Origin of the sequence: Streptomyces sp. NPDC079020, from assembly GCF_044542225.1 — a bacterium.
In the GTDB taxonomy this organism is placed as follows: domain Bacteria; phylum Actinomycetota; class Actinomycetes; order Streptomycetales; family Streptomycetaceae; genus Streptomyces.
On record NZ_JBITUB010000008.1, the window covers coordinates 292,059 to 311,923 of the forward strand.

Consider the following 19,865-nt stretch of genomic DNA (forward strand, 5'->3'; position numbering starts at 1 on the left):
ACGCACCAGCACGCGTGCGGGGGGATGACCCAATGACGTCGACGCCGCCGGGCGACCGACAGGACAACGACCCTTCCCGGACCACACAGCTACGGATACCGCCGCAGCCGCGGGCCGGGGGACAGCGGCGGCGGGCGAGGGTGCCGCTGCCGCGTTACGACTACGAGCACTACAGCCGGCTCGCCGGGCCACTGACCCAGCCCGATCCCGGCAGGCCGTACACCGTCCGGTACCGCTCCCTGCTCTCCCAGGAACCGCACCGGATCCGCGCGGCCCTCCTGCTCTGCGCGGCTCCGCTGGTCTCGCTCGGCCTCTTCGCCTGGCTGATGCAGCCCGGCCACTGGACGGACCGCGACCCGAACCTCAAGAACGACACCCTGCTGATCCTCGACATCGTCATGCTGGTCTCGATCGGTCTGATCGAGCTCTTCCGCACGATGAACGTCCTGTCGAACGCGCACGCCACGCTCGTCGCCCGGGACCCGGTCCCGGTCGTGCCGGAGTCCGGCACCAGGGTCGCCTTCCTCACCTCCTTCGTCCCGGGCAAGGAGCCCCTGGAGATGGTGACGAAGACCCTGGAGGCCGCCGTACGCGTCCGGCACCGCGGGCCGATGCACGTCTGGCTGCTGGACGAGGGCGACGACCCGGCCGTCAAGGAGGTCTGCGCCCGCCTCGGTGTGCACCACTTCTCCCGCAAGGGCGTGGCGCACTGGAACCAGGCCGAGGGGCCGCACCGGGCGAAGACGAAGCACGGCAACTACAACGCCTGGCTCGACGCGCACGGCGGCGACTACGACTTCTTCGCCTCCGTCGACACCGACCACATACCGATGCCCAACTACCTGGAGCGGATGCTCGGTTACTTCCGCGACCCGGACATCGGCTTCGTCATCGGTCCGCAGGTCTACGGCAACTACGACACCTTCGTCACCAAGGCCGCCGAGTCCCAGCAGTTCCTCTTCCACGCCCTGATCCAGCGCGCCGGCAACCGCTACGGCGCCCCGATGTTCGTGGGCACGAGCAACGCCGTACGGATCTCGGCCCTGAAGCAGATCGGCGGGCTGTACGACTCGATCACCGAGGACATGGCCACCGGCTTCGAGATCCACCGCCACCGCAACCCGGCGACCGGCCGCAAGTGGCGCTCGGTCTACACCCCGGACGTGCTGGCCGTGGGCGAGGGCCCGACCGCGTGGACGGACTTCTTCACCCAGCAGCTCCGCTGGTCGCGCGGAACGTACGAGACGATCCTCAAGCAGTACTGGAAGGGCTTCGGCACGCTCCCCGCGGGCAAGCTCTTCAACTACACGATGATGATCATCTTCTATCCGATGTCGGCCCTCAACTGGATCCTGGCGGCGCTCAGTTGCGCGCTGTTCCTGGGCATGGGCGCCTCCGGTGTGCAGATCGACCCGACGATCTGGATGATGCTGTACGGCAACGCCTCCGCGCTCCAGATCGGGCTGTACGTCTGGAACCGCCGCCACAACGTCAGCCCGCACGAGCCCGAGGGCTCCGGCGGACTGGCCGGCATGGTGATGTCCGCGCTCTCCGCGCCGATCTACGCGCGCTCCCTGATGGACGCGGTGCTGCGCCGCAGGAGCTCGTTCGTGGTGACGCCCAAGGGCGACTCCTCCAGCCCGGACACCCTCTTCGGCACCTTCCGCATCCACCTGTTCTTCATCCTGGTCTTCGGCGGGTCCATCGCCGCCTCGTTCTTCCTCGGCCACAGCCATCCCGCGATGCTGACCTGGGCGTCCCTGGCGCTGCTGATCACCGCGGCCCCGATCCTCGGCTGGCGGTACACGGTCCGCGCCGAGCGGAAGAAGCGCCGGACCGGATCCCACCGGGGCAGCCACGCCGCACCGCGGCGGAATCCCGCGCGGCAGGACCCCTCGCCGCGGGAGCGGGGCCGTGCGGCCGGCGACCCCGACGACCAGACCATGCAGATCGCCCTTGGGGGACGTAAGAAATGAAGTACCGTCCGAGCCGCCGTACCCGCCGCCTGGCGATCAGTACGGCGGTGGTTCTGGCGCTCGCGGGAGCGAACGGGCCGTGGCTGTACCGCTTCGGCACCGAGCGCTACCACGAGTACGCGATCGACAGGCCGGAGTACAAGGCCGCCAACGGCCACTGGGACTTCCTGGACGTCCCGGCCGGGTTCCGGATCAACACGATCCACGCGGCGCTCCTGCACACCGGCAAGGTGCTGCTCGTGGCGGGCTCCGGGAACAACCAGAAGAACTTCGACGCGAAGAGCTTCCGCTCGGTGCTGTGGGACCCGAGGACGAACGCGTTCACCGACATACCCACGCCCAAGGACATGTTCTGCGCCGGGCATACCCAACTGCCCGACGGCAAGCTGCTCATAGCCGGCGGCACCAAGCGCTACGAGAAGCTCAAGGGCGATGTCACCAAGGCCGGCGGCCTGATGATCGTCCACAACGAGGACCCGGACAAGCCGGTCACCCTGCCCGCGGGCACCCGGTTCACCGGCAAGGAGAACGGCAGGACCTTCGTCTCCAAGGACCCGGTGCTGGTCGAGAAGGCCACCAAGGTCTTCGACCGGAACACCGGCGCCTTCCTGCGCAACGACCCCGGGCTCGGCCGGATCTACGTCGAGGCCCAGAAGTCCGGTGCGAAGTACGGGACGGGCACCGAGGACAACTACCGGGTCGCGGGCCTGTCCGGCTCCGACACCCGTAACGTCTACGGGATCGCCCAGAAACTCGCCCTGGACAAGAAGGACTTCCAGGGAATCAGGGAAGCCTTCGAGTTCGACCCGGTCGCGGAGAAGTACATCAGCGTCGACCCGATGAACGAGGCCCGCTGGTATCCGACGCTGACCACGCTCAAGGACGGCAGGGTCCTCGCCCTCTCCGGCCTCGACGAGATCGGGCAGATCGTCCCCGGCAAGGACGAGATCTACGACCCGGAGACGAAGAAGTGGGAGTACACCGGCATCGTCCGGAAGTTCCCCACCTACCCCGCGGTCTTCCTGCTCAACGACGGCAGGCTCTTCTACTCCGGCTCCAACGCCGGTTACGGCCCGGCGGACGTCGGCCGCGCGCCCGGCGTCTGGGACCTGGCGACCGACACGTTCACCGAGGTCCCCGGGCTCGGCGACCCGGACAGGATGGAGACCTCCGCGACCGTACGGCTGCCTCCGGCCCAGGACGAGAAGTTCATGGTGATCGGCGGCGGCGGGGTCGGCGAGTCCGAGGAGTCCAGCGAGAAGTCCCGGCTGGTCGACCTCGGGGCCGGGAAGCCGGAGTTCACCGACGGCGCCCCGCTCGCCGAGGGCACCCGCTACCCCAGCGCCTCGCTGCTGCCCGACGACTCCGTGCTGGTCACCGGCGGCTCCGGCGACTACCGGGGGCGGGGCGGCTCCGATGTGCTCCAGGCCCGGATGTACGACGCGAAGTCCGACACCTACCGGCGGGTCGCGGACCCGGCGGTAGGGCGCAACTACCACTCCGGTTCGGTGCTGCTGCCGGACGGCCGGGTCATGATCTTCGGCTCCGACCCGCTCTACTCGGACCGGGACAACACCCGTCCCGGCACCTTCGAGCAGCGCATCGAGATCTACACACCGCCGTATCTGTACCGCGACTCGCGGCCGGAGCTGACGGCGGGCCCCAGGACCGTCCGGCGCGGCGGGAAGGGGATGTTCACGACCCGGCACGCCTCGTCGATCACCTCGGCGAAGCTGATGCGGCCCAGCGCGGTCACCCATGTCACGGACACCGATCAGCGCTCGGTGGCACTGGAGCTGGAGAAGTCGGCGGACGGGATCACGGTGAAGGTGCCGGGGAACCGGGCGCTGGTGCCGTCGGGCTGGTACCTGCTGTTCGTCACCGACGACAAGGGCACGCCCTCGGAGGGGACATGGGTGGAGGTGCCGTAGGCACCACCGGCCGGGGCGGGGCTCCGCGGCGCGGGGCTACTCCGCGGCGCGGGCCAGGCCCAGTGCGTACTCGGGCCACCACTCGCCCGCCTTCGGGCCGCCCCGGCACTCACCGTCCGACTCCCCCGGGCGCTTGATCCAGAGGTAGGCGTCGACCAGGTCGTCGCCGGTCCGGGTGGTCGGGGGCTCGCCCAGCGCGCGGCCCGGCGGGTTGCACCAGCTCTGGGCGGGGTCACCGTCCGGGGAGGGGCCGTTGCCGTTGCGGCTGGTGTCGATGACGAAGGGCTTGCCGCCGACCTTCGCCGAGAGCTTCTTGCCGAAGTCCGTGCTGTCGGCGGTCGTCCGGAAGTTGGAGACGTTCACCGCGAAGCCGTCGGCTGCGGCGATACCGGCCCGCCGGAGCGGCTGGAACAGCGCGTCGGGGGACTGCCAGCCCGCGTTGCCCGCGTCCATGTAGACGGTGGTGCCGGGCTGCCGCTTCAGCCGCTGGACCGCGCCCTTCAGCAGGTCGAACCGCTCCTCGTGGAACTGCTGGGGCGTGCAGCCGTCGACCAGGTGGAGCAGGGCGTCGGGCTCCAGGACCACCGTGGCCCGGCGGTCGCCGATGCCCTGGGCGACGCCGTCCAGCCAGGCGCGGTACGCGTTGCCGTCGGCGGCGCCGCCCCTGGAGAACTGGCCGCAGTCGCGGTGCGGGATGTTGTAGAGGACCAGCAGCGCCTCCCGGCCGGCCTTCGCCGCCGCCTCGGTGAGCCCCTCCACCTCGGCCTCGGCGTTGTCCGGTCCGATCCACTCGCCGGCCGGCCGGCGCGCGATCCTCCTGATCAGCTCGGCCTTCTCGGTGTCGCCGTCCTCGGTGTACGCGGCGGCCTGCCGGGCGGCCTTCCCGTCGGGGTTGACCCAGAAGGGGGCGCTGTCCCCGGGCTGCTGTCCGACGGCCGCCGGGCCGCCGTCGCTGCCGCCGCCGTCGTCGGAGGACGAGCATGCCGACAGCAGCAGGGCGGCGCCGACCGCGGCCGCCGTTCCGGCCCGCAGGCCGGCTCCCGCACGCGCGGGCTTTCCGGACCCGCCCGGGTAACTGCCGTACATCCACTCCCCCTTGGGTGCACTGCCCGCACCGTCTTCCACCGCTCACGCCGATGTACCGCCGGCCGGATCCATCCTGGCACAGCGGTACCGGCCCATGAGGCCGCCCGGCGGCCACGGTGACGCGGCTCAGGCGCGGCTCCCGGCCCCGGCCCGCTTCCCGGCCTGCGCCCCGGCTTGTTCCCCGGCCTTCTTCTCACCGGTCAGATACGCCGAGACCACCACGTTCGCGGTGTACGAGCGGGTGCCGCGGTCGTACGTGCCGCCGCAGGTGATCAGCCGGAGCTCCGCCCGGCCGTCCTCGCGCGGCCCGTACGCCTTCCGGGCGTCGAAGCGTTCCCGGGTGAAGACCTGGACGTCGTCGATGGTGAACTCGGCGATCCTGCCGTCAGCCCTGGTCACCCGGACCTTCTCCCCCGGGCGGGCGGCGCTGAGGCCGTAGAAGACAGCCGGTTTGGTCTCGGTGTCCACATGGCCGACGAAGAGGGCCGCGCCCTCGGTGCCGGGCTCGGTGCCGCCGCCGTACCAGCCGACGGTCCGCGGTGCCGTGTACGGGGGCGGGTCGATCGCTCCCGCCCGGTCCAGGCCGCGCGGGACGACAGGTGCGTCGATCCCCACGGAGGGGATCTCGACGCTCTGCGGCGGCGCCCCGTCGAGGGGGTCGTGCGCCGGGGGCAGCGGGACGCCCAGGGGGCGTCCGACCGCGGCGACATCGCCGGTGGTGGGGGCGGAGCTGCCGCCGCCGTCGCCGGCCTCGCGGCCCCAGAGCCAGAGGCCGAGCAGCAGGACCGCCCAGGCCACTCCGGTGAGCAACCGCCCGGTGCCTGCCGGGCGGTCCGTGGCGGACACGTCAGTCCGCGGCCGGGCGGCGGCGGCGCACGGTGCGGAAGGCAACGGCGACGGCCGCGACGGCGGCGAGCACGAGTCCGGTCACCGCGTGCCGGGTGCCGGGTCCGTCCGACCGGGCGGCCTGGTCCTCCGCGAGCGTCGCGGTGCCGCCGCCGCCGGCCCGGACGGGCGCGACGGGCGAGGGGCGGCCGTGGTGCATGACGGTGAGCGTGCCGGTGGCCCTGCCCTTGCCGTCCTTGCAGGTCACCCGGACCTCGTAGGAGCGGGGGGCGGCGTCGGAGCGGATCGTGGCCTCGGCGAAGAGGCCCTTCCCGTCGGCGGGCGAGAAGTGGGCCTCGGTGACGAAGGCCTCGGACTCTCCCTTGGCCCGCTTGCCCTTGCCGCAGATGTCGACCCAGAGTTGCACCTCCCCGCCCGGGGCGACGGTGGACGGGGTCACGGAGACCGAACCGTGGTCTTCGTCGCCGGCAGGGACGGCCGCGGCGGCGGACGCGGGCAGTACGGCCGCCGCGACCGCCGCCGCGGCACAGAACGTGAGGGATATGGAACGCATCGTGAACCTCCTGTTGGAAGGTTCACGCGTGCGGCCGCTTTCCGCATCCGCAGTCGCCCGGTCGGGCGACCGCGGACCGGCCTCAGCTCGGGTCGACGAGCTCGACCAGATCGGCGATGGAGTCGACGACGTTGGACGGCCGGAACGGGTACCGGTCGACGTCCGCCAGCGTCGTGAGACCGGTGAGCACCAGGAAGGTCTGCATGCCCGCCTCCAGGCCCGCCAGGACGTCCGTGTCCATCCGGTCGCCGATCATGGCGCTGGTCTCGGAGTGCGCGCCGATGGCGTTCAGCCCGGTCCGCATCATCAGCGGGTTGGGCTTGCCCGCGAAGTACGGGGCCTTGCCGGTCGCCTTGGTGATGAGGGCGGCGACGGACCCGGTGGCGGGCAGCGGGCCCTCGGCGGAGGGGCCGGTCTCGTCCGGGTTGGTGCAGATGAAGCGGGCGCCCCCGTTGATCAGCCGGATCGCCTTGGTCAGCGCCTCGAAGCTGTACGTACGGGTCTCGCCGAGCACCACGTAGTCCGGGTCGTGGTCGGTCAGGACGTACCCGATGTCGTGCAGGGCGGTGGTGAGCCCGGCCTCGCCGATGACGTACGCGGTGCCGCCGGGGCGCTGGTCGTCCAGGAACTGCGCGGTGGCCAGGGCGGAGGTCCAGATGTTCTCCACCGGAACGTCCAGGCCCATGCGGTTGAGCCGGGCGTGCAGGTCGCGCGCGGTGTAGATGGAGTTGTTGGTGAGGACCAGGAAGGGCAGCCCGGATTCCCTGAGCCGCTTGATGAAGGCATCCGCGCCGGGGATCGGGGTGCCCTCGTGGATGAGGACACCGTCCATGTCGGTGAGCCAGGATTCGATCGGCTTGCGCTCTGCCATGTGACGGGACTCCTGCCGTACGTACGCTGTGCACGCGAGGTGCCGGGACGCCGGCGGCACCGCGTTGTGCAGCGCCGACGTCCCCGATTTTAGAGGGGTGCCGCGCGAGGGGTGCCGGTCGGCCCGCGCCGGGTGCGCGGTGGGGGGCGTACGGCTCCCCGCCCGGGAGCGGGGGGCCGCACGCGGGTCCAGACCCGTTACCCTTTCGCGACAGTCCGGCGGACGCGCGAACCGTGCGGGGGGCATCGGGCGCGGTCAGCTGCCGGTGGCCGACTTCCACGCGTCGACGTAGCCGTCCAGGTGGGCGCCAATGCCGCCGAGCCAGGCGCCGGCGGCCAGGATGACGGCGTCGCCGGTGCGGATGTCGCCGTGGTCGTCGCGCACGGAGGCGGCGGCGACCACCTCCCGGACCTCACGGCCACCGAGGGAGGTGTACCGGCCGGAGGCCGGCAGCGCTTCCTTCAGGGCCAGTTGGGCGGTGCGCGGCTCGACGGCCGCGTCCCGCCCGCACCACAGGGCGCCGGTGAAGGTGCCGCGCAGGGCGGGGTTGACCGCGCGGGCCGCGTCGGCGGTGAGCAGCCGGTAGCGCGGGCCGCCGCGTCGCCGGGCGACGGCCGCCTCGGCGACCGCGATCTCCGGCTCCTACGACGATGACTCTCACGACGGCCACGCTCCTCGGGGCCGGTGACCCGTTCGAATCCGTACGGCAACGGGACGGTGAACGACCACCCAAGCTTGGACCAGACCCGTTATGTTCTCGTTATCGAAGTAGGGATCGTGGTGCGCGGCGGGTCAGCCCCGGCTGCCCAGGTGCGCGGTGAAGGAGAACCGGTCGCCGCGGAACAGGGTCCGCACCCGCTCCAGGGGGCGCCCCTCGGTGTCCCGCGAGAGCCGGTGGAGCAGCAGCATCGGGAGCGCGGGCGGCGTACCGATCAGCAGCGCCTCGCGCGGGGTCGCCAGCACGGTCTCGATCCGCTCGTCCGCGTCGCCGAAGGAGACCCCGAGCCGGTCGTGGAGGTAGGCGTAGAAGGAGGAGTCCGGGTCGAACCGCGTGTCCAGTTCCGGAACGCGGGCGACGGAGACGTAGGTGCTCTCCAGGCCGACCCGTTCGTCGTCGGCGAGCAGCACCCGCTCCAGGTGCCAGACGGGTTCGCCGCGCGTGACCCCGATCTCGGTGGCGATCGCCTCGGGGCAGGGGAAGCGGTCGAGGCCGATGAGATGACGGCCGGGCCGCCGGCCCTGGCGGCGGACGCCCTCGGTGTAACTGGCCAGCGAGAGCGGCTGCTCCAGCTTGGGCCCGGCGACCACGGTGCCCCGCCCCTGCCTGCGCAGCCGCCCCTCCAGCAGGAGTTCGCGCAGCGCCTGACGCACCGTCTCGCGCGACACCTCGTACCGCAGGGCGAGATCCCGCTCGGTGGGCAGCGCGCCGCCCTCGCCCAGCTCGTCCACCAGGAGCGAGATACGGGCCTTCACGGCGTAGTACTTGGGGATACGTCCGTGCTCCGGGATGCCGGAGCGGATCGGTGCGCCAGGTGCCTGGTCGTTCGGGTAGTCCACGGCCCGATGGTGGCAGACGTACATGAACAGGGAGGTGCGCGCGCTCAGCCGTGGGTGCGGCGCGTCCGCCGGACCCGGACCACCATGGCCGACCCGCCGACGAACAGCGCGCCCGCGGCGATCCCGGCCGGGACCGCCCCGTCCCACCCGGTGCGGGCGAGCTCGGGCAGGGGGTTCCCGGCGGCGTCGCGGAGGGGGGTGTCGGGGCGGGGCGCCGTGCCGTCGGTGCCGGGGTCGGGGTCGGGGTCGGTGGCCGTGTCCGGCGTACCCGTATCCGCGTCCGCGTCCGTGCCAGTATCGCTGCGGGTGCCGGTGTCGGTGGTGTCGGTGTCGCCGGATTCGCGGCCGCCGTCGGGGCCGCCCTCGACGATCGCGAAGGGGTAGTCCTCCGACTCCCCCACCCAGTCCCCGTCCACCGCGCCGGGGGCCTCGCCGGTCGCCCTGCCGGGGGCCCTGCCGGGGCGGCGCTGGACGACGGCGGCGTTGGCGGTCACCCTGCCGGGCCGGGTGTCGGAGGTGAAGGCCATCCGGACCCGGACGGTGACGGTACGTCCGGCGGGCACGGTGAAGCCGGAGAACTCCTCGTCCGGCCCGTCGCCGCCGAAGACCCCGATCTGCTCGTCGCGGTCCGTGGTCTCCCAGGTCACCCGGTGCTCCGTGCCGGGAGCGGCGCGCTCGGAGAACTTCAGCTGGATCTGGTCGGCGGTCAGCTTCCGGTCCTCGTCGGTGAGGACCAGCACCGGGTGGATGGCGGGACACGGCTCGGAGGTGGTGTTGGTGAGGTCCAGGTACCAGGTGCCGTAGCCACCGCCGGAGGCGTAGGTGTCCGGGCCGCCGTGGATCCGGGTGTCGATGGGGAAGTCCCTGGCCGTCCGGTCACCGCAGGCGGACTGCCGTCCGGGGGCGGACGGGGCGGGGGCGGAAGCCGGGGCGGAAGCGGCGACAGGCATGACCGCCCGGTCCGTGGAGGCGGCCGGAGTGCCGCCGAGGAGGGCGGCGGGCACGGCGAGACCGGCGGCCAGTCCGAACGTGGTGAAGGCACGGCCGTCGCGCAGTCGTGCGGGGGGATTGGGGGGCATAGGGGGACACCCTTTGCTGCTCGCGAACGGCCGGGGCGGGGGCCACCGGCTGTGGACGGCGACGCTGCCACGCGCGCGCGGTGACACGGTGGCGACATGCCGGGGCGTCGCCCGTACGGCGGGCACACGCGGGCACACGCGGGCACACGCGGGATCGGGCCGGAGCGGGCACGGGCCGCAAGGGGCCGGAAGGGAAGGGGCCCTCGGGCCCGATCCGCGACGGCCCCATCCGCGATCAGGCCAGAGCGGGGACCGTCAGGTCGAGCGTCAGCAGGTTTCCCCAGTCGTTGGTGAAGACGGCGGTCGCGCCGTCGTAGCGCACCCCCAGGAAGGGGTTGGAGCTCCACATCACCGCCACCCACCGCAAGGAGCGGTCGGCGTTCAGACGGGCGAGACAGCCGACGTTGCCCATCCCGCTGCCGCCGCCGCACATCCAGCCCGATCCGTCCGGAAGCGGGCTGTCGAAGTACGTGTCCGCCTCGGTGGTGCCGTCCTCCTCGATGGCGCGGGCCACGTCGACCGGCCCGCCGAGCCGGAAGGGAATCGGCTGCCCGGCGTCCGGGTGGTAGGCCCCGGGGCCGTCGACACACACCTCCACGGCGGTGTCGTCCGGCCGGTAGAGCGCGTCGGTGTACGGCATCTCCCCCGCCGCCCACAGCCGCTCGATCACTCCCACGAACCCGCCCCCGTCCGCCCCGTGTCGCATCCGGCGGCCCGGCCGCCCTGCGCCACTGTGCCACCCGGCGTCAGCGGACCCCGTTCCGGACCCGAGCCCGGACCTGGGCCCGGCTCCGGGCCCGGAACCGGAGCCGACCCCGGACCCTGACTTCGAACCGGCTCCGGCCCCGGCCCCGTGCCCCGGCCCGCGAAGTCCCCCACGCCGCCCACCCGTCCGAACAGCGGCGCGAGCACCAGTTGGGCGGCGCCCTCCGCGACCGGCCGGTCGCCTCCCCCGGCGACGGTGACGGGTACGGGCCGCCCGGTCCCGTCCCGCCGGGCGCGCTCCTCGATCACGGCGCGCACCCCGCGTACGTACGCGTCCTCGTCGGCGGCCACCGTGCGCCCGCCCAGCACCACCCGGCCGATGTCGAGCAGCCCGATCAGATTGGCGGCGCCGGTCCCCAGCACCCGCGCGGCCTGTGCCCGGTCGCCCCGGGCCTCGGCGGCCAGGCACAGCGCCTCGACGCAGCCGCGCCCCCCGCAGCCGCACAGGGGCCCGTCGAGCACAAGGGTCTGGTGTCCGAACTCCCCGGCCCCCGTACGCGCCCCCCGGTACACCTCACCGCCGAGGACGAGCCCCGCGCCCAGCCCGGTCCCCAGGTGCAGGTAGGCGAAGTCACCCGCGTCCGGCGCTCCCAGCGCGAGGCCCAGGGCGGCGGCGTTGGTGTCCTTGTCGAGGACCACGGGCAGCCCCGTGCGCCGGGCGAGGACATCGCGCAGCGGGTACCCGTCCCACTGCGGGAAGCCGGTGACGCGGTGCAGCACTCCCGCGCGGTGGTCCAGGGGGCCGGGCATGGCCACGCCCACCCCGAGCACCCGGCGCTCCGGGCCGGCGGCGCTCACGCCCCGTACCGCCTCCACCGCGCCCGCGAGCACCTCGTCGGCCGGGGCGCCGAGGTCCAGCGGCGCCGTCCGGGCCACGACGGCCGTACCGGCCAGGTCGACCAGGACGGCGGTCAGCTCGTCGCGGTCCAGGTGCAGCCCGACCGCGTATCCCGCCTCCGGGACGAGCCGCAGCAGGGTGCGGGGCTTGCCGCCCGTGGGGGCACCGCGGCCCGCCCCGGCGGCCAGGCCCTCCGCCCGGAGCCGGGCCGTGATCTTGCTGACGGCCTGCGGGGTGAGCCCGGTGCGCCCGGCGAGTTCGAGGCGGCTGATGCCCGCCGCGCCCGCCGCGCGCAGCAGGTCCAGCACGAGCGCGGCGTTGTGGTGGCGCAGCGTCGGAAGGTTGGCCCCGGCTCCGTTCCTGGCGTCGTTCCTCGTATCGGTCCTGTTCACCACCCCATTGTGCCGGTTGCTTGCACTTTGGCAACAGCGTTGCTTAAGTGGATCGCATGACTGCCAACGCTCCCCTTCGCGTCGCCCTCGTCGGCTACGGTCTGGCCGGCTCCGTCTTCCACGCCCCCCTGATCGCCGCGACGGAGGGCCTGGCCCTCGACACGGTCGTCACGTCGAACGAGGAGCGGCAGGCGCAGGCCCGCGCCGAGTTCCCCGGGGTGCGGTTCGCCGCGTCGTCCGATGAGCTCCTGCGGCGTGCGGACGAGCTGGACCTGATCGTGATCGCCACTCCGAACAAGACGCATGTGCCGCTCGCCGGGGCCGTGCTCGAAGCGGGTCTGCCGGTGGTCGTGGACAAGCCGCTGGCCGGCACCGCCGCCGAGGCCCGGGAGCTGGCCGCGCTGGCGAAGGAGCGCGGGCTGCTGCTCTCGGTCTTCCAGAACCGCCGCTGGGACAACGACTTCCGTACGCTCGCCCGGCTGATCGCCGACGGCGGCCTGGGCGAGGTGCTGCGCTTCGAGTCCCGCTTCGAACGCTGGCGTCCGCACCCCAAGGGCGGCTGGCGGGAGTCCGGCGACCCGGACGAGATCGGCGGGCTGCTGTACGACCTGGGCAGCCATGTCGTGGACCAGGCGCTCTTCCTCTTCGGCCCGGCCGTGCAGGTGTACGCGGAGTCCGACGTACGCCGTCCGGGTGCCGCCGCCGACGACGACACGTTCCTGGCGATCACGCATGCCAACGGGGTCCGCTCGCATCTGTACGTCAGCGCCACGGCGGCCCAGCTCGGCCCGCGGTTCCGGGTGCTCGGCTCGACGGCCGGTTATGTGAAGTACGGGCTGGACCCGCAGGAGGCCGCCCTGCGCGCGGGCCTGCGTCCGGTCGCCGGTGAGCCCTGGGGCGAGGAGCCCGAGGAGCTGTGGGGCCGCCTGGGATCGGGCGAGTCCCCGCTGACGGGCGGCGGCGACCCGGTCCGTACGCTGCCGGGCGACTACCCCGCGTACTACGCCGCCGTGGCCGCTGCCGTGCGCGGCACGGGCCCGAATCCGGTGACCGCCCTCCAGGCCGCCGCCGCGCTGGACGTCCTGGAGGCCGCCCGCCGTTCGGCCCGCGAGGGCGTCTCCGTCACCCTGCTGCCGCACCACGACGAGAACGCGTTCACCGACGAGGAGCTGTCCGCATGAGCCTCAGCGCTCCGACCATTTCCGAGCTCATCGCCCAGGAGCGGAGCCTGCGGCTGCCGCACTTCGGCTACGACGACGCGTACGCCCTCGGCGGTCTCCTGGTCGCGCTGGCCCGCGAGCGGCACGCCCCGGTCGCGATCGACATCCGGCGCGGCGCCCAGCAGCTCTTCCATGCCGCGCTGCCCGGATCCAGCGCGGACAACGACGCGTGGATCGACCGCAAGCGCCGGGTCGTGGAGCGGTACGGTGAGAGCTCGTACCTGGTCGGCACCCGGTTCCGGGCGAGGGGGACGACGTTCGAGGAGTCCTCGCGGCTGGACCCGGACGTCTACGCCGCGCACGGCGGTTCGTTCCCGATCGCCGTCGAGGGCGCGGGGGTGATCGGCACGGTCACGGTCTCCGGCCTGCCGCAGGCCGAGGACCACGCGCTGGTCACCGAGGCGCTGGAGCGGTTCGTCTCGTCGCAGGGCGCCTGAGCGGGCCGGCGGAACCGGGGAAGGGGCGGGTGCCGCGAGATGTCCGCGCGCCCGCCCCTTCCGTCCGCCGCGGGCCGGTCAGGCGTCCTTCAGCTCCTGGCGCTGCCGCCCCAGCCCCTCGATCTCCAGCTCGACGACATCGCCCGCCCTCAGATACGGCTTCGGCTCGGGCTGCCCCAGGGCGACCCCGGCCGGGGTACCGGTGTTGATCACATCGCCCGGGTACAGCGTCATGAAGTGGCTGAGATAGCGGACCACCTCGCCGACCGGGAAGATCTGGTCGGCGGTGGTGCCGTTCTGCTTCAGCTCGCCGTTGACCCAGAGCCGCAGCGGCAGCGCCTGCGGGTCGGGGATCTCGTCGGCCGTCACCAGCCAGGGGCCCAGCGGGTTGAACGTCTCGCAGTTCTTGCCCTTGTCCCAGGTGCCGCCGCGCTCGATCTGGAACTCCCGCTCGGAGACATCGTGCGCCGTGGCGTAGCCCGCGACATGGCCGAGCGCTTCCTCGGCGGAGTCCAGGTAGCGGGCGGTGCGCCCGATGACCACGGCGAGCTCGACCTCCCAGTCCGTCTTGCGGCTGCCGCGCGGCACCAGCACGGTGTCCTCGGGTCCGACGACGGTGTCCGGTGCCTTGAAGAACAGGATCGGCTCGTCCGGGACCGCCGCGCCGGTCTCGGTGGCGTGGTCGTGGTAGTTCAGCCCGATGCACACGATCTTGCCGATCCGGCCGAGCGGCGGGCCGACCCGCAGCCCTTCCGCGTCCAGCGCGGGCAGTTCACCGGGCGCGGCGGCGGCCTCCCGGACCCGGGCGAGCGCCGCGTCGTCGGCGAACAGATCGCCGTCGATGTCCGGAATGATCCCTGAAAGGTCGCGCAGGGTCCCGTCGCGGTCAAGAAGCGCGGGTCGTTCCGCGCCCGCCGTACCGACTCGAAGCAGCTTCAACGGTCCAACTCCCCTTGGTCGAGATCGAGCCCGTCGGTGGGTTGCGGCCAGCGAGAGGCTTGGCCGATCCTCCAAGACATCGGATCACTCCGCAAGACCCTGTTCACATACTGGTCCGGCGCGCCCCTGTCCGCACCGGACCGGCGCCCCGCCCCGCGCCCTACATCGTGGGGGCCATGGCGGCACCGGCGGCCGGCACGTCGCGGTAGAGCCAGGCCCTCTCGACTGCGGTCCAGGTGGTGCTCGTGACCACGTACAGGGCGGCGGCGAGCGGGACGACCGCGACGGTGAACAGCGTCGCGAAGGACATCAGCGGCATCAGCTTGGTCATCGCCCCCATGCCGGGCACCGGCTGTCCGTCGGGGCCGGTGGCGGGCGTCATGGGGTTGGCGGCCATCTGGCGCTTGGTCCGCCCGTAGTTGAAGGTGGCGACGGCCGCGACGATCGCGAAGAGCCCCAGGTAGACCAGGCCGGACGCGCCGAAGGCACCACCGTCCGAGAGCGCGTCGTTCCAGCGTTCGCCGAGCGGCGCCCCCAGGAGCTGGTGGCCGAGCAGTTCGTTGGGCTCACCGCCGATACTCCGGCTGGAGAACAGGTGGTACAGCAGGAAGAACGCGGGCATCTGGAGCAGGCTGGGCAGGCAGCCGGAGAGCGGCGAGACCTTCTCCTTGGCGTGCAGCTCCATGAGGGCCTTCTGCATCCGCTCGGGGTTCTTGCCGTGCTTCTTGCGCAGTTCGGCGATCTGCGGCTGGAGCTTGGTCCTGGCCTTCTGCCCGCGTGCCGCGGCCCGCGACAGCGGGTGCACGGCCAGCCGTACGAGGGCGGTGAACAGGACGATCGCGGCAGCCGCGGACGCGCCCTGGAAGAGCGGCTGGAGCAGGTCGGCGAGCGAGCCGACCAAGCTCGCGAAGGCGGACATGAAAGCGGACATGGGTGAGCCCTCCGGGGGTCTCGTCGTGCCGGGATGAAAAGAACTCGGCATGACGGCCCGCGCGGGGTGCGTCCGTTGCGGAAAAGAGGAAGGGAAGCCCTACGCGGCGGCCGTCAGGAGGGCGCGGCCGGGAGCTCGGGGCCTGGTGCGGCCCCTGGCGTCGGGGTCCCGCTGGGGCAGGAACGCGGTGCGTTTCTCCCGGTCCCTGATGGCGGTACGGACCCGGGTGCGGGGCACCGGGGCGGCGCAGCGGGCACTGATGACCGAGCACGCGAGGAGTGCGGAGCCCGCGGCGGCGGTGGCGGCGAGCGCGACGGCGGCGGAGAGGCTGCCGCCCTCGGCGAGGAGCACCTCGGTGAGGAAGAGGACCAGCAGGCCGATGGGCCGGAGCAGCCGCGGGAAGGCGCCGCGCAGATGGTTCGTGTCCCGCATCGGCCCCTCCTCTCGTGACGCTCCCTGATGTGGCGGACACGCGTACGCGCATCCGCCACTCCGTTCGTTATACACGATGGCACCCGCCGCACCGGAGCCGCACGGACGTTCACGCCCGGACCGCGAGGGCGTGCGCACCCGGACCGCGCGAGCGGTTCACGCGCCGGCCGCGCGGACGTCCGCACCACGGCCGCGCGGACGTTCAGGCCTCGGCCGTACGGGCCGCCGGCGGCTCCAGCTCGTCCTTCGCCAGCACCTCGTCATCGGGCCGCTCGTCCCGCTCGCGCGGTCCCGCGAACGTCACGGCCAGCGCGACGGCCAGGTTCGCGGCGAGCGCGACCAGCCCGGCGTTCACCCCCCACACCGGATCGTTCCCCGTGAAGACGAGCACACAGACCACGGCCACCCCGACGGCCAGCCCGCTGAACGCCCCGGCCAGGGTCAGCCTCCGCCACACCAGCGCCAGCAGCACCATGGGGAGCAGCTGCGCCATCCCCTCGTACGAGATGAGGGAGAGCCGTACGAGGGTGTTCGGCGCGGTGTACGTGAGCAGCAGCGCGAGGCCGCCCGCCACCACCACGACCACCTGCGCGGCGCCCTTCTGCCGCTGCTCCCAGCGCGGCACGAGCGAGAGCACGCTGCGGCCCCACATCGTGCCGATGACCAGCATGAAGACGGCCATGGGAACGATCGAGGACAGCGCGGCGGCGACCCCGATGATCCCGACGGCCCAGGCGGGCAGCGAGTCCACGACCAGCTTGAACAGGGCGAGGTTCGACTCCGCGCCGACCAGCCCCGGCACCACGAACAGCGCGGCCATGCCGAGCAGCATCGGCACGAACAGCAGGATGTTGTACGCGGGCAGATACATCGCGTTGCGGCGCAGGGCGTCCGCGTTCCGCGCCCCGAGGTACCCGGCGACGGTGGTCGGGAAGATGACCACGGTCAGCGAGTTCAGGAACGACGTGCTGATGAACCACGCCTGCCCGAGTCCGCTGTCACCGTGGCCGGGGAGGGTCAGCCACTCGCTCTTCTCGGTGACGAGCCGGTCGAGGAAGGGCCCGTACCCGTCGAAGTAGTGCAGGGGGACGTAGAGGGCGAGGAAGCCCAGGGTGGCGATGACGAGGACGTCCTTCAGCACGGACACCCACGCGCTGCCGCGCAGTCCGCTGACCACGACGAAGCCGGTGGTGACGGCGAAGGCGACGAAGTACGCCCAGTTCAGGCTGATCGCGCCGTAGGAGATGGTCGAGACGACGACGCCCATGCCGGTGATCTGGAGCTGGATGTACGGCAGCAGGAACACGGTCGCCAGCACCGCGACCACCGCACCGAGCCACGGCCGCCCGAAGCGGTGCGCCACCATGTCGGTGATCCCGACCAGACCGTGCCGGCGCGCGTACGCCCACAGCATCGGGCCGACGACATAGCCGATGGCGTATCCGCAGGACATGTACGCGACGACGTACAGAACGGGTGCACCGTAGTTGTAGCCCCAGCCCGCGGCGCCCAGGTAGCTGAAACTGGTGTAGCCCTCACCGGCCATCAGCACCCAGATGAAGACGGGGCCCAGGCTCCGGCCGCCGACCGACCACTCGGTGAGGCCGCCCGAGCCACCACCGCGCCCGCGCATCGCGAGCAGACCGAGGGCGACGGTCGCGACCATGAAGACGGCGAAGACGGAGGTCGCCACGGCGGCGTTCACCGGCGGTCCCCCCGCCTGGTCAGCCATACCGCCACGGGTGTCAGCAGGGTCGCCCCCAGCAGCCACACGAAGAGGAACGGCAGCCCGAACACCACGGGCTGGACCCGGTTCACGAACGGCAGCGCCCCCAGGTACAGCACATAGGGGACCAGCAGCCACAGCAGCTGCGGACGTGTCTTGAGGACTCTGAGCACTCCGGGACCCTACTCCCCGGCCCCCGGCCCCGGTGGCTGCCTCGGGCGCATCGCGGTGAGCGTGCCCCACACGATGAGCCGGTAACGGGAGGTGAACTCGGGCGTGCACGTCGTCAGCGTCAGGTAGTACCCCGGGGTGCTGTACCCGGCCGACGTCCGCACATTGCTGCGCGGCACGGTGGCGATGACCCCGCTGTCCGCCGCCGTCGTGCGCGCGAGGCTCTTGTCGACGGTGTACGTGTAGACGGCCTCCCGGGTCTCGACGGTGATCCGGTCGCCGCGCCGCAGCCGGTCGATGCGGCGGAACGGTTCGCCGTGGGTGTTGCGGTGTCCGGCGACCGCGAAGTTGCCCGGCCGGCCGGGCTGCGCGGTGCGGGGGTAGTGCCCGACGTATCCCTTGTCGAGGACGCCGCTCCTGCTGATGCCCTGGGCGACGGGGGCGGTGAGGCCGATGCGCGGGATGCGCAGGACGGCGTACGCCTGGTCCCAGCGCGGGGCGGAGGACGGGCCGGTGCGCCCGTCGCGCGGCCGCTCGTCCGGGGCGGCACCGGGCGCGGCACCGGGCGCGGTCGCGGTACCGGTGCCGTCCGGGTCCTGCCGCAAGTCCTGCCGCCAGTCGCGCTGAAGGGCGCGCACCTCGTGCTCGGCGCCCTCGCGGGCCTGCCGGTTGGTCCACCACAGCTGATGGGCGACGAGGAGGAGCAGGACGACGCCGAGGGTGATCGCCAGCTCGGCTCCGGTCCACAGTCCGCGCGCGGCGGCGCTCCGCATCCGCGAGCCGGGCGGCCCACCGTCCCGCGGGTGCCGCGTCCTCCGCACGCCCGACGAGCGCCCCGGGCCCCATGGGTTCCGCGGGTTCCACGGCTGCCGCGGGAGCCGCCGCAGCACGGCCGACAGCCGTCCTCGCGCGCTCCCCTGCACCACGACCGGTATCCGCTCCCGCTCCCGCACGGGCCGCACGATAGGGGCAATCCCCGTAACCCACCAGGGTTCTCCCGGTACCCGGCGGGGTTCTCCCCGTCCTCCCTCCCGTTGCCGTACGGCAGTACCGTGTGGTTCATGCGCCCCGACACGCCTGCCGACCACACCACCGAAGCCGAGCGCCTGCTGCGTACCGCGGCGCAGTACCCCGAGGACCGCGAGCCGCTGGTCCTCCAGGCCGCGGCCCATCTGGAACTCGCCGGTGATCGCGCCCGCGCCAGCACCCTCTACGACGAACTGCTCGCCGCCCCCGACGCCACCGTCGACAACCCGCACCTGGTCAAGGCGCTCAAGGCGGCCAACCTCTGGGAGTACGGGCACGAGGCCGAGGCCCGCGCGATCATCGACGGCATCCGCGCCGCGGGCCCGCCGGAAGCAGCCCCGTGGGACATCGCCGCCCAGACGCTGGAGGCCCACGACGAGCTGGAGTCGGCCCATGACGTCTTCTCGGCCGCGCTGACCCTGCTGCTGGCGCCGGGCGAGGAAGTCCCGTACGCCACCCAGGCCCTGCTGACCGGGCGCCATCGCGTCCGGAGGCTGATGGGGGTCGGACACGACCCCTGGGACGAGCTGGCCGACGCCCTGCACACGGCCGCCGTCCCGCTCGACGAGCTGCACGACCCGAAGCGGGTGTGGGCGCTCGGCTCCTCCGACCCCGGCGAACTGAAGGCCGAAATCACCCGGCTCCGCGCGGAACTGGGCACCTACCGCACGGCGCTGTCCCGGCCGTTCCCGGTCGCCGTGCTGCACTGGACCGCCGAGGAGCTGGGCGAACTGCTCACCGCCTACCCGGGGTTGGCGGCCGAGTACGTCACGCACGAGGCCCATCTGGACCGGCTGGAGGCCGCCCTGCGCGATCTGCACGCGGCGGGCACCCCGAATCTCGGCATCGTCACGGGCACGGTGCCCTCGTACGAGGCGTTCGCCGCGTCGGAGGCAGCGTCCCCGGCCGATCCCGACCTGCTCCCCCAGTACGCCACCACCCTCGCCGCCCGCGGCCGGGCCGTCCCCTGGCCGCCGGCCCGCGGCGCGGCGTGCTGGTGCGGCTCGGGAAACACCTACCGGGAGTGCCACGGGGCCGCGTGACCCCGTGCCCCCGTGACCCCGTGACCCGCCGGGTCCCGCGAAGCCC

Annotated in this window: 18 protein-coding genes and 2 pseudogenes; 5 read left to right on the forward strand and 15 right to left on the reverse strand. The window is 72.9% G+C overall.

Translation table 11 applies throughout. The features are described 5' to 3' along the window. Window positions 1-32 precede the first annotated feature (32 nt). A complete protein-coding gene (locus ACIGJO_RS19315; protein ID WP_399959478.1) occupies window positions 33-1,976 on the forward strand; it encodes a glycosyltransferase in 1,944 nt (647 codons plus the stop codon). Then, entirely contained in the window at window positions 1,973-3,907 is a 1,935-nt protein-coding gene (locus ACIGJO_RS19320) for a galactose oxidase-like domain-containing protein (protein ID WP_399959481.1), read from the forward strand. The genes ACIGJO_RS19315 and ACIGJO_RS19320 overlap by 4 nt, the downstream gene beginning before the upstream one ends. 36 nt (window positions 3,908-3,943) lie before the next feature. On the opposite strand, the gene ACIGJO_RS19325 is transcribed toward ACIGJO_RS19320, so the two are convergent. The 9 genes and pseudogenes from ACIGJO_RS19325 to ACIGJO_RS19365 form a co-directional block, all read right to left on the reverse strand. Next, entirely contained in the window at window positions 3,944-4,993 is a 1,050-nt protein-coding gene (locus tag ACIGJO_RS19325) for a glycoside hydrolase family 6 protein (RefSeq protein ID WP_399959483.1), read from the reverse strand. A gap of 126 nt (window positions 4,994-5,119) precedes the next feature. Continuing rightward, entirely contained in the window at window positions 5,120-5,839 is a 720-nt protein-coding gene (locus ACIGJO_RS19330; RefSeq protein WP_399959485.1) for a class F sortase, read from the reverse strand. 1 nt (window position 5,840) lies between these two features. Next, entirely contained in the window at window positions 5,841-6,392 is a 552-nt protein-coding gene (locus ACIGJO_RS19335; RefSeq protein ID WP_399959487.1) for a hypothetical protein, read from the reverse strand. A gap of 82 nt (window positions 6,393-6,474) precedes the next feature. Beyond that, entirely contained in the window at window positions 6,475-7,263 is a 789-nt protein-coding gene (locus tag ACIGJO_RS19340) for an HAD-IIA family hydrolase (protein ID WP_399959489.1), read from the reverse strand. 291 nt (window positions 7,264-7,554) lie between these two features. After that, a pseudogene (locus ACIGJO_RS19345) lies at window positions 7,555-7,899 on the reverse strand (FAD-dependent oxidoreductase); the annotation flags it as partial. 156 nt (window positions 7,900-8,055) lie between these two features. Further along, window positions 8,056-8,820 carry a GntR family transcriptional regulator gene (locus ACIGJO_RS19350; protein WP_399959491.1) on the reverse strand — a complete coding sequence of 255 codons (765 nt, stop codon included), beginning with the start codon at window positions 8,818-8,820 and terminating at the stop codon, window positions 8,056-8,058. A 44-nt stretch (window positions 8,821-8,864) separates the two neighbouring features. Beyond that, entirely contained in the window at window positions 8,865-9,899 is a 1,035-nt protein-coding gene (locus tag ACIGJO_RS19355; protein WP_399959493.1) for a hypothetical protein, read from the reverse strand. A gap of 235 nt (window positions 9,900-10,134) precedes the next feature. Continuing rightward, window positions 10,135-10,575, reverse strand: coding sequence for a hypothetical protein (locus ACIGJO_RS19360; protein ID WP_399959495.1), 441 nt, complete (start codon window positions 10,573-10,575; stop codon window positions 10,135-10,137). A gap of 197 nt (window positions 10,576-10,772) precedes the next feature. Next, window positions 10,773-11,894 (reverse strand): annotated as a pseudogene (locus tag ACIGJO_RS19365) (ROK family protein); the annotation flags it as partial. Window positions 11,895-11,950: 56 nt separating this feature from the next. Between ACIGJO_RS19365 and ACIGJO_RS19370 the strand changes: the two are divergent. Both ACIGJO_RS19370 and ACIGJO_RS19375 read left to right on the forward strand, forming a co-directional pair. Next, window positions 11,951-13,075 (forward strand): Gfo/Idh/MocA family oxidoreductase, encoded by a 1,125-nt coding sequence (locus ACIGJO_RS19370; RefSeq protein ID WP_399959497.1) that lies wholly within the window; start codon window positions 11,951-11,953, stop codon window positions 13,073-13,075. Next, window positions 13,072-13,551: a heme-degrading domain-containing protein gene (locus ACIGJO_RS19375; protein WP_399959499.1), complete on the forward strand. Its 480-nt coding sequence runs from the start codon at window positions 13,072-13,074 to the stop codon at window positions 13,549-13,551. The genes ACIGJO_RS19370 and ACIGJO_RS19375 overlap by 4 nt, the downstream gene beginning before the upstream one ends. Before the next feature lie 78 nt (window positions 13,552-13,629). Here the strand turns inward: ACIGJO_RS19375 and ACIGJO_RS19380 are convergent, their stop codons facing one another. The 6 genes from ACIGJO_RS19380 to ACIGJO_RS19405 form a co-directional block, all read right to left on the reverse strand. Next, window positions 13,630-14,490, reverse strand: coding sequence for a fumarylacetoacetate hydrolase family protein (locus ACIGJO_RS19380; RefSeq protein ID WP_399959501.1), 861 nt, complete (start codon window positions 14,488-14,490; stop codon window positions 13,630-13,632). Window positions 14,491-14,650: 160 nt separating this feature from the next. Continuing rightward, the gene (locus ACIGJO_RS19385; protein ID WP_399959503.1) at window positions 14,651-15,421 is read right to left on the reverse strand and encodes a YidC/Oxa1 family membrane protein insertase; all 771 of its coding nucleotides are present in this window, start codon (window positions 15,419-15,421) and stop codon (window positions 14,651-14,653) included. Between the two features lie 99 nt (window positions 15,422-15,520). After that, window positions 15,521-15,853 carry a DUF6412 domain-containing protein gene (locus tag ACIGJO_RS19390; RefSeq protein ID WP_399959505.1) on the reverse strand — a complete coding sequence of 111 codons (333 nt, stop codon included), beginning with the start codon at window positions 15,851-15,853 and terminating at the stop codon, window positions 15,521-15,523. 202 nt (window positions 15,854-16,055) lie between these two features. Beyond that, entirely contained in the window at window positions 16,056-17,558 is a 1,503-nt protein-coding gene (locus ACIGJO_RS19395; protein WP_399959748.1) for a sodium:solute symporter, read from the reverse strand. Beyond that, window positions 17,555-17,713: a DUF3311 domain-containing protein gene (locus ACIGJO_RS19400; RefSeq protein ID WP_399959750.1), complete on the reverse strand. Its 159-nt coding sequence runs from the start codon at window positions 17,711-17,713 to the stop codon at window positions 17,555-17,557. Before ACIGJO_RS19400 ends, ACIGJO_RS19395 begins: the two co-directional genes overlap by 4 nt. 48 nt (window positions 17,714-17,761) lie before the next feature. Continuing rightward, window positions 17,762-18,523, reverse strand: coding sequence for a class E sortase (locus tag ACIGJO_RS19405; RefSeq protein WP_399959507.1), 762 nt, complete (start codon window positions 18,521-18,523; stop codon window positions 17,762-17,764). A gap of 288 nt (window positions 18,524-18,811) precedes the next feature. Between ACIGJO_RS19405 and ACIGJO_RS19410 the strand changes: the two genes are divergently transcribed. Next, window positions 18,812-19,819 carry an SEC-C metal-binding domain-containing protein gene (locus tag ACIGJO_RS19410; RefSeq protein WP_399959509.1) on the forward strand — a complete coding sequence of 336 codons (1,008 nt, stop codon included), beginning with the start codon at window positions 18,812-18,814 and terminating at the stop codon, window positions 19,817-19,819. The last annotated feature ends 46 nt before the right edge of the window (window positions 19,820-19,865 follow it).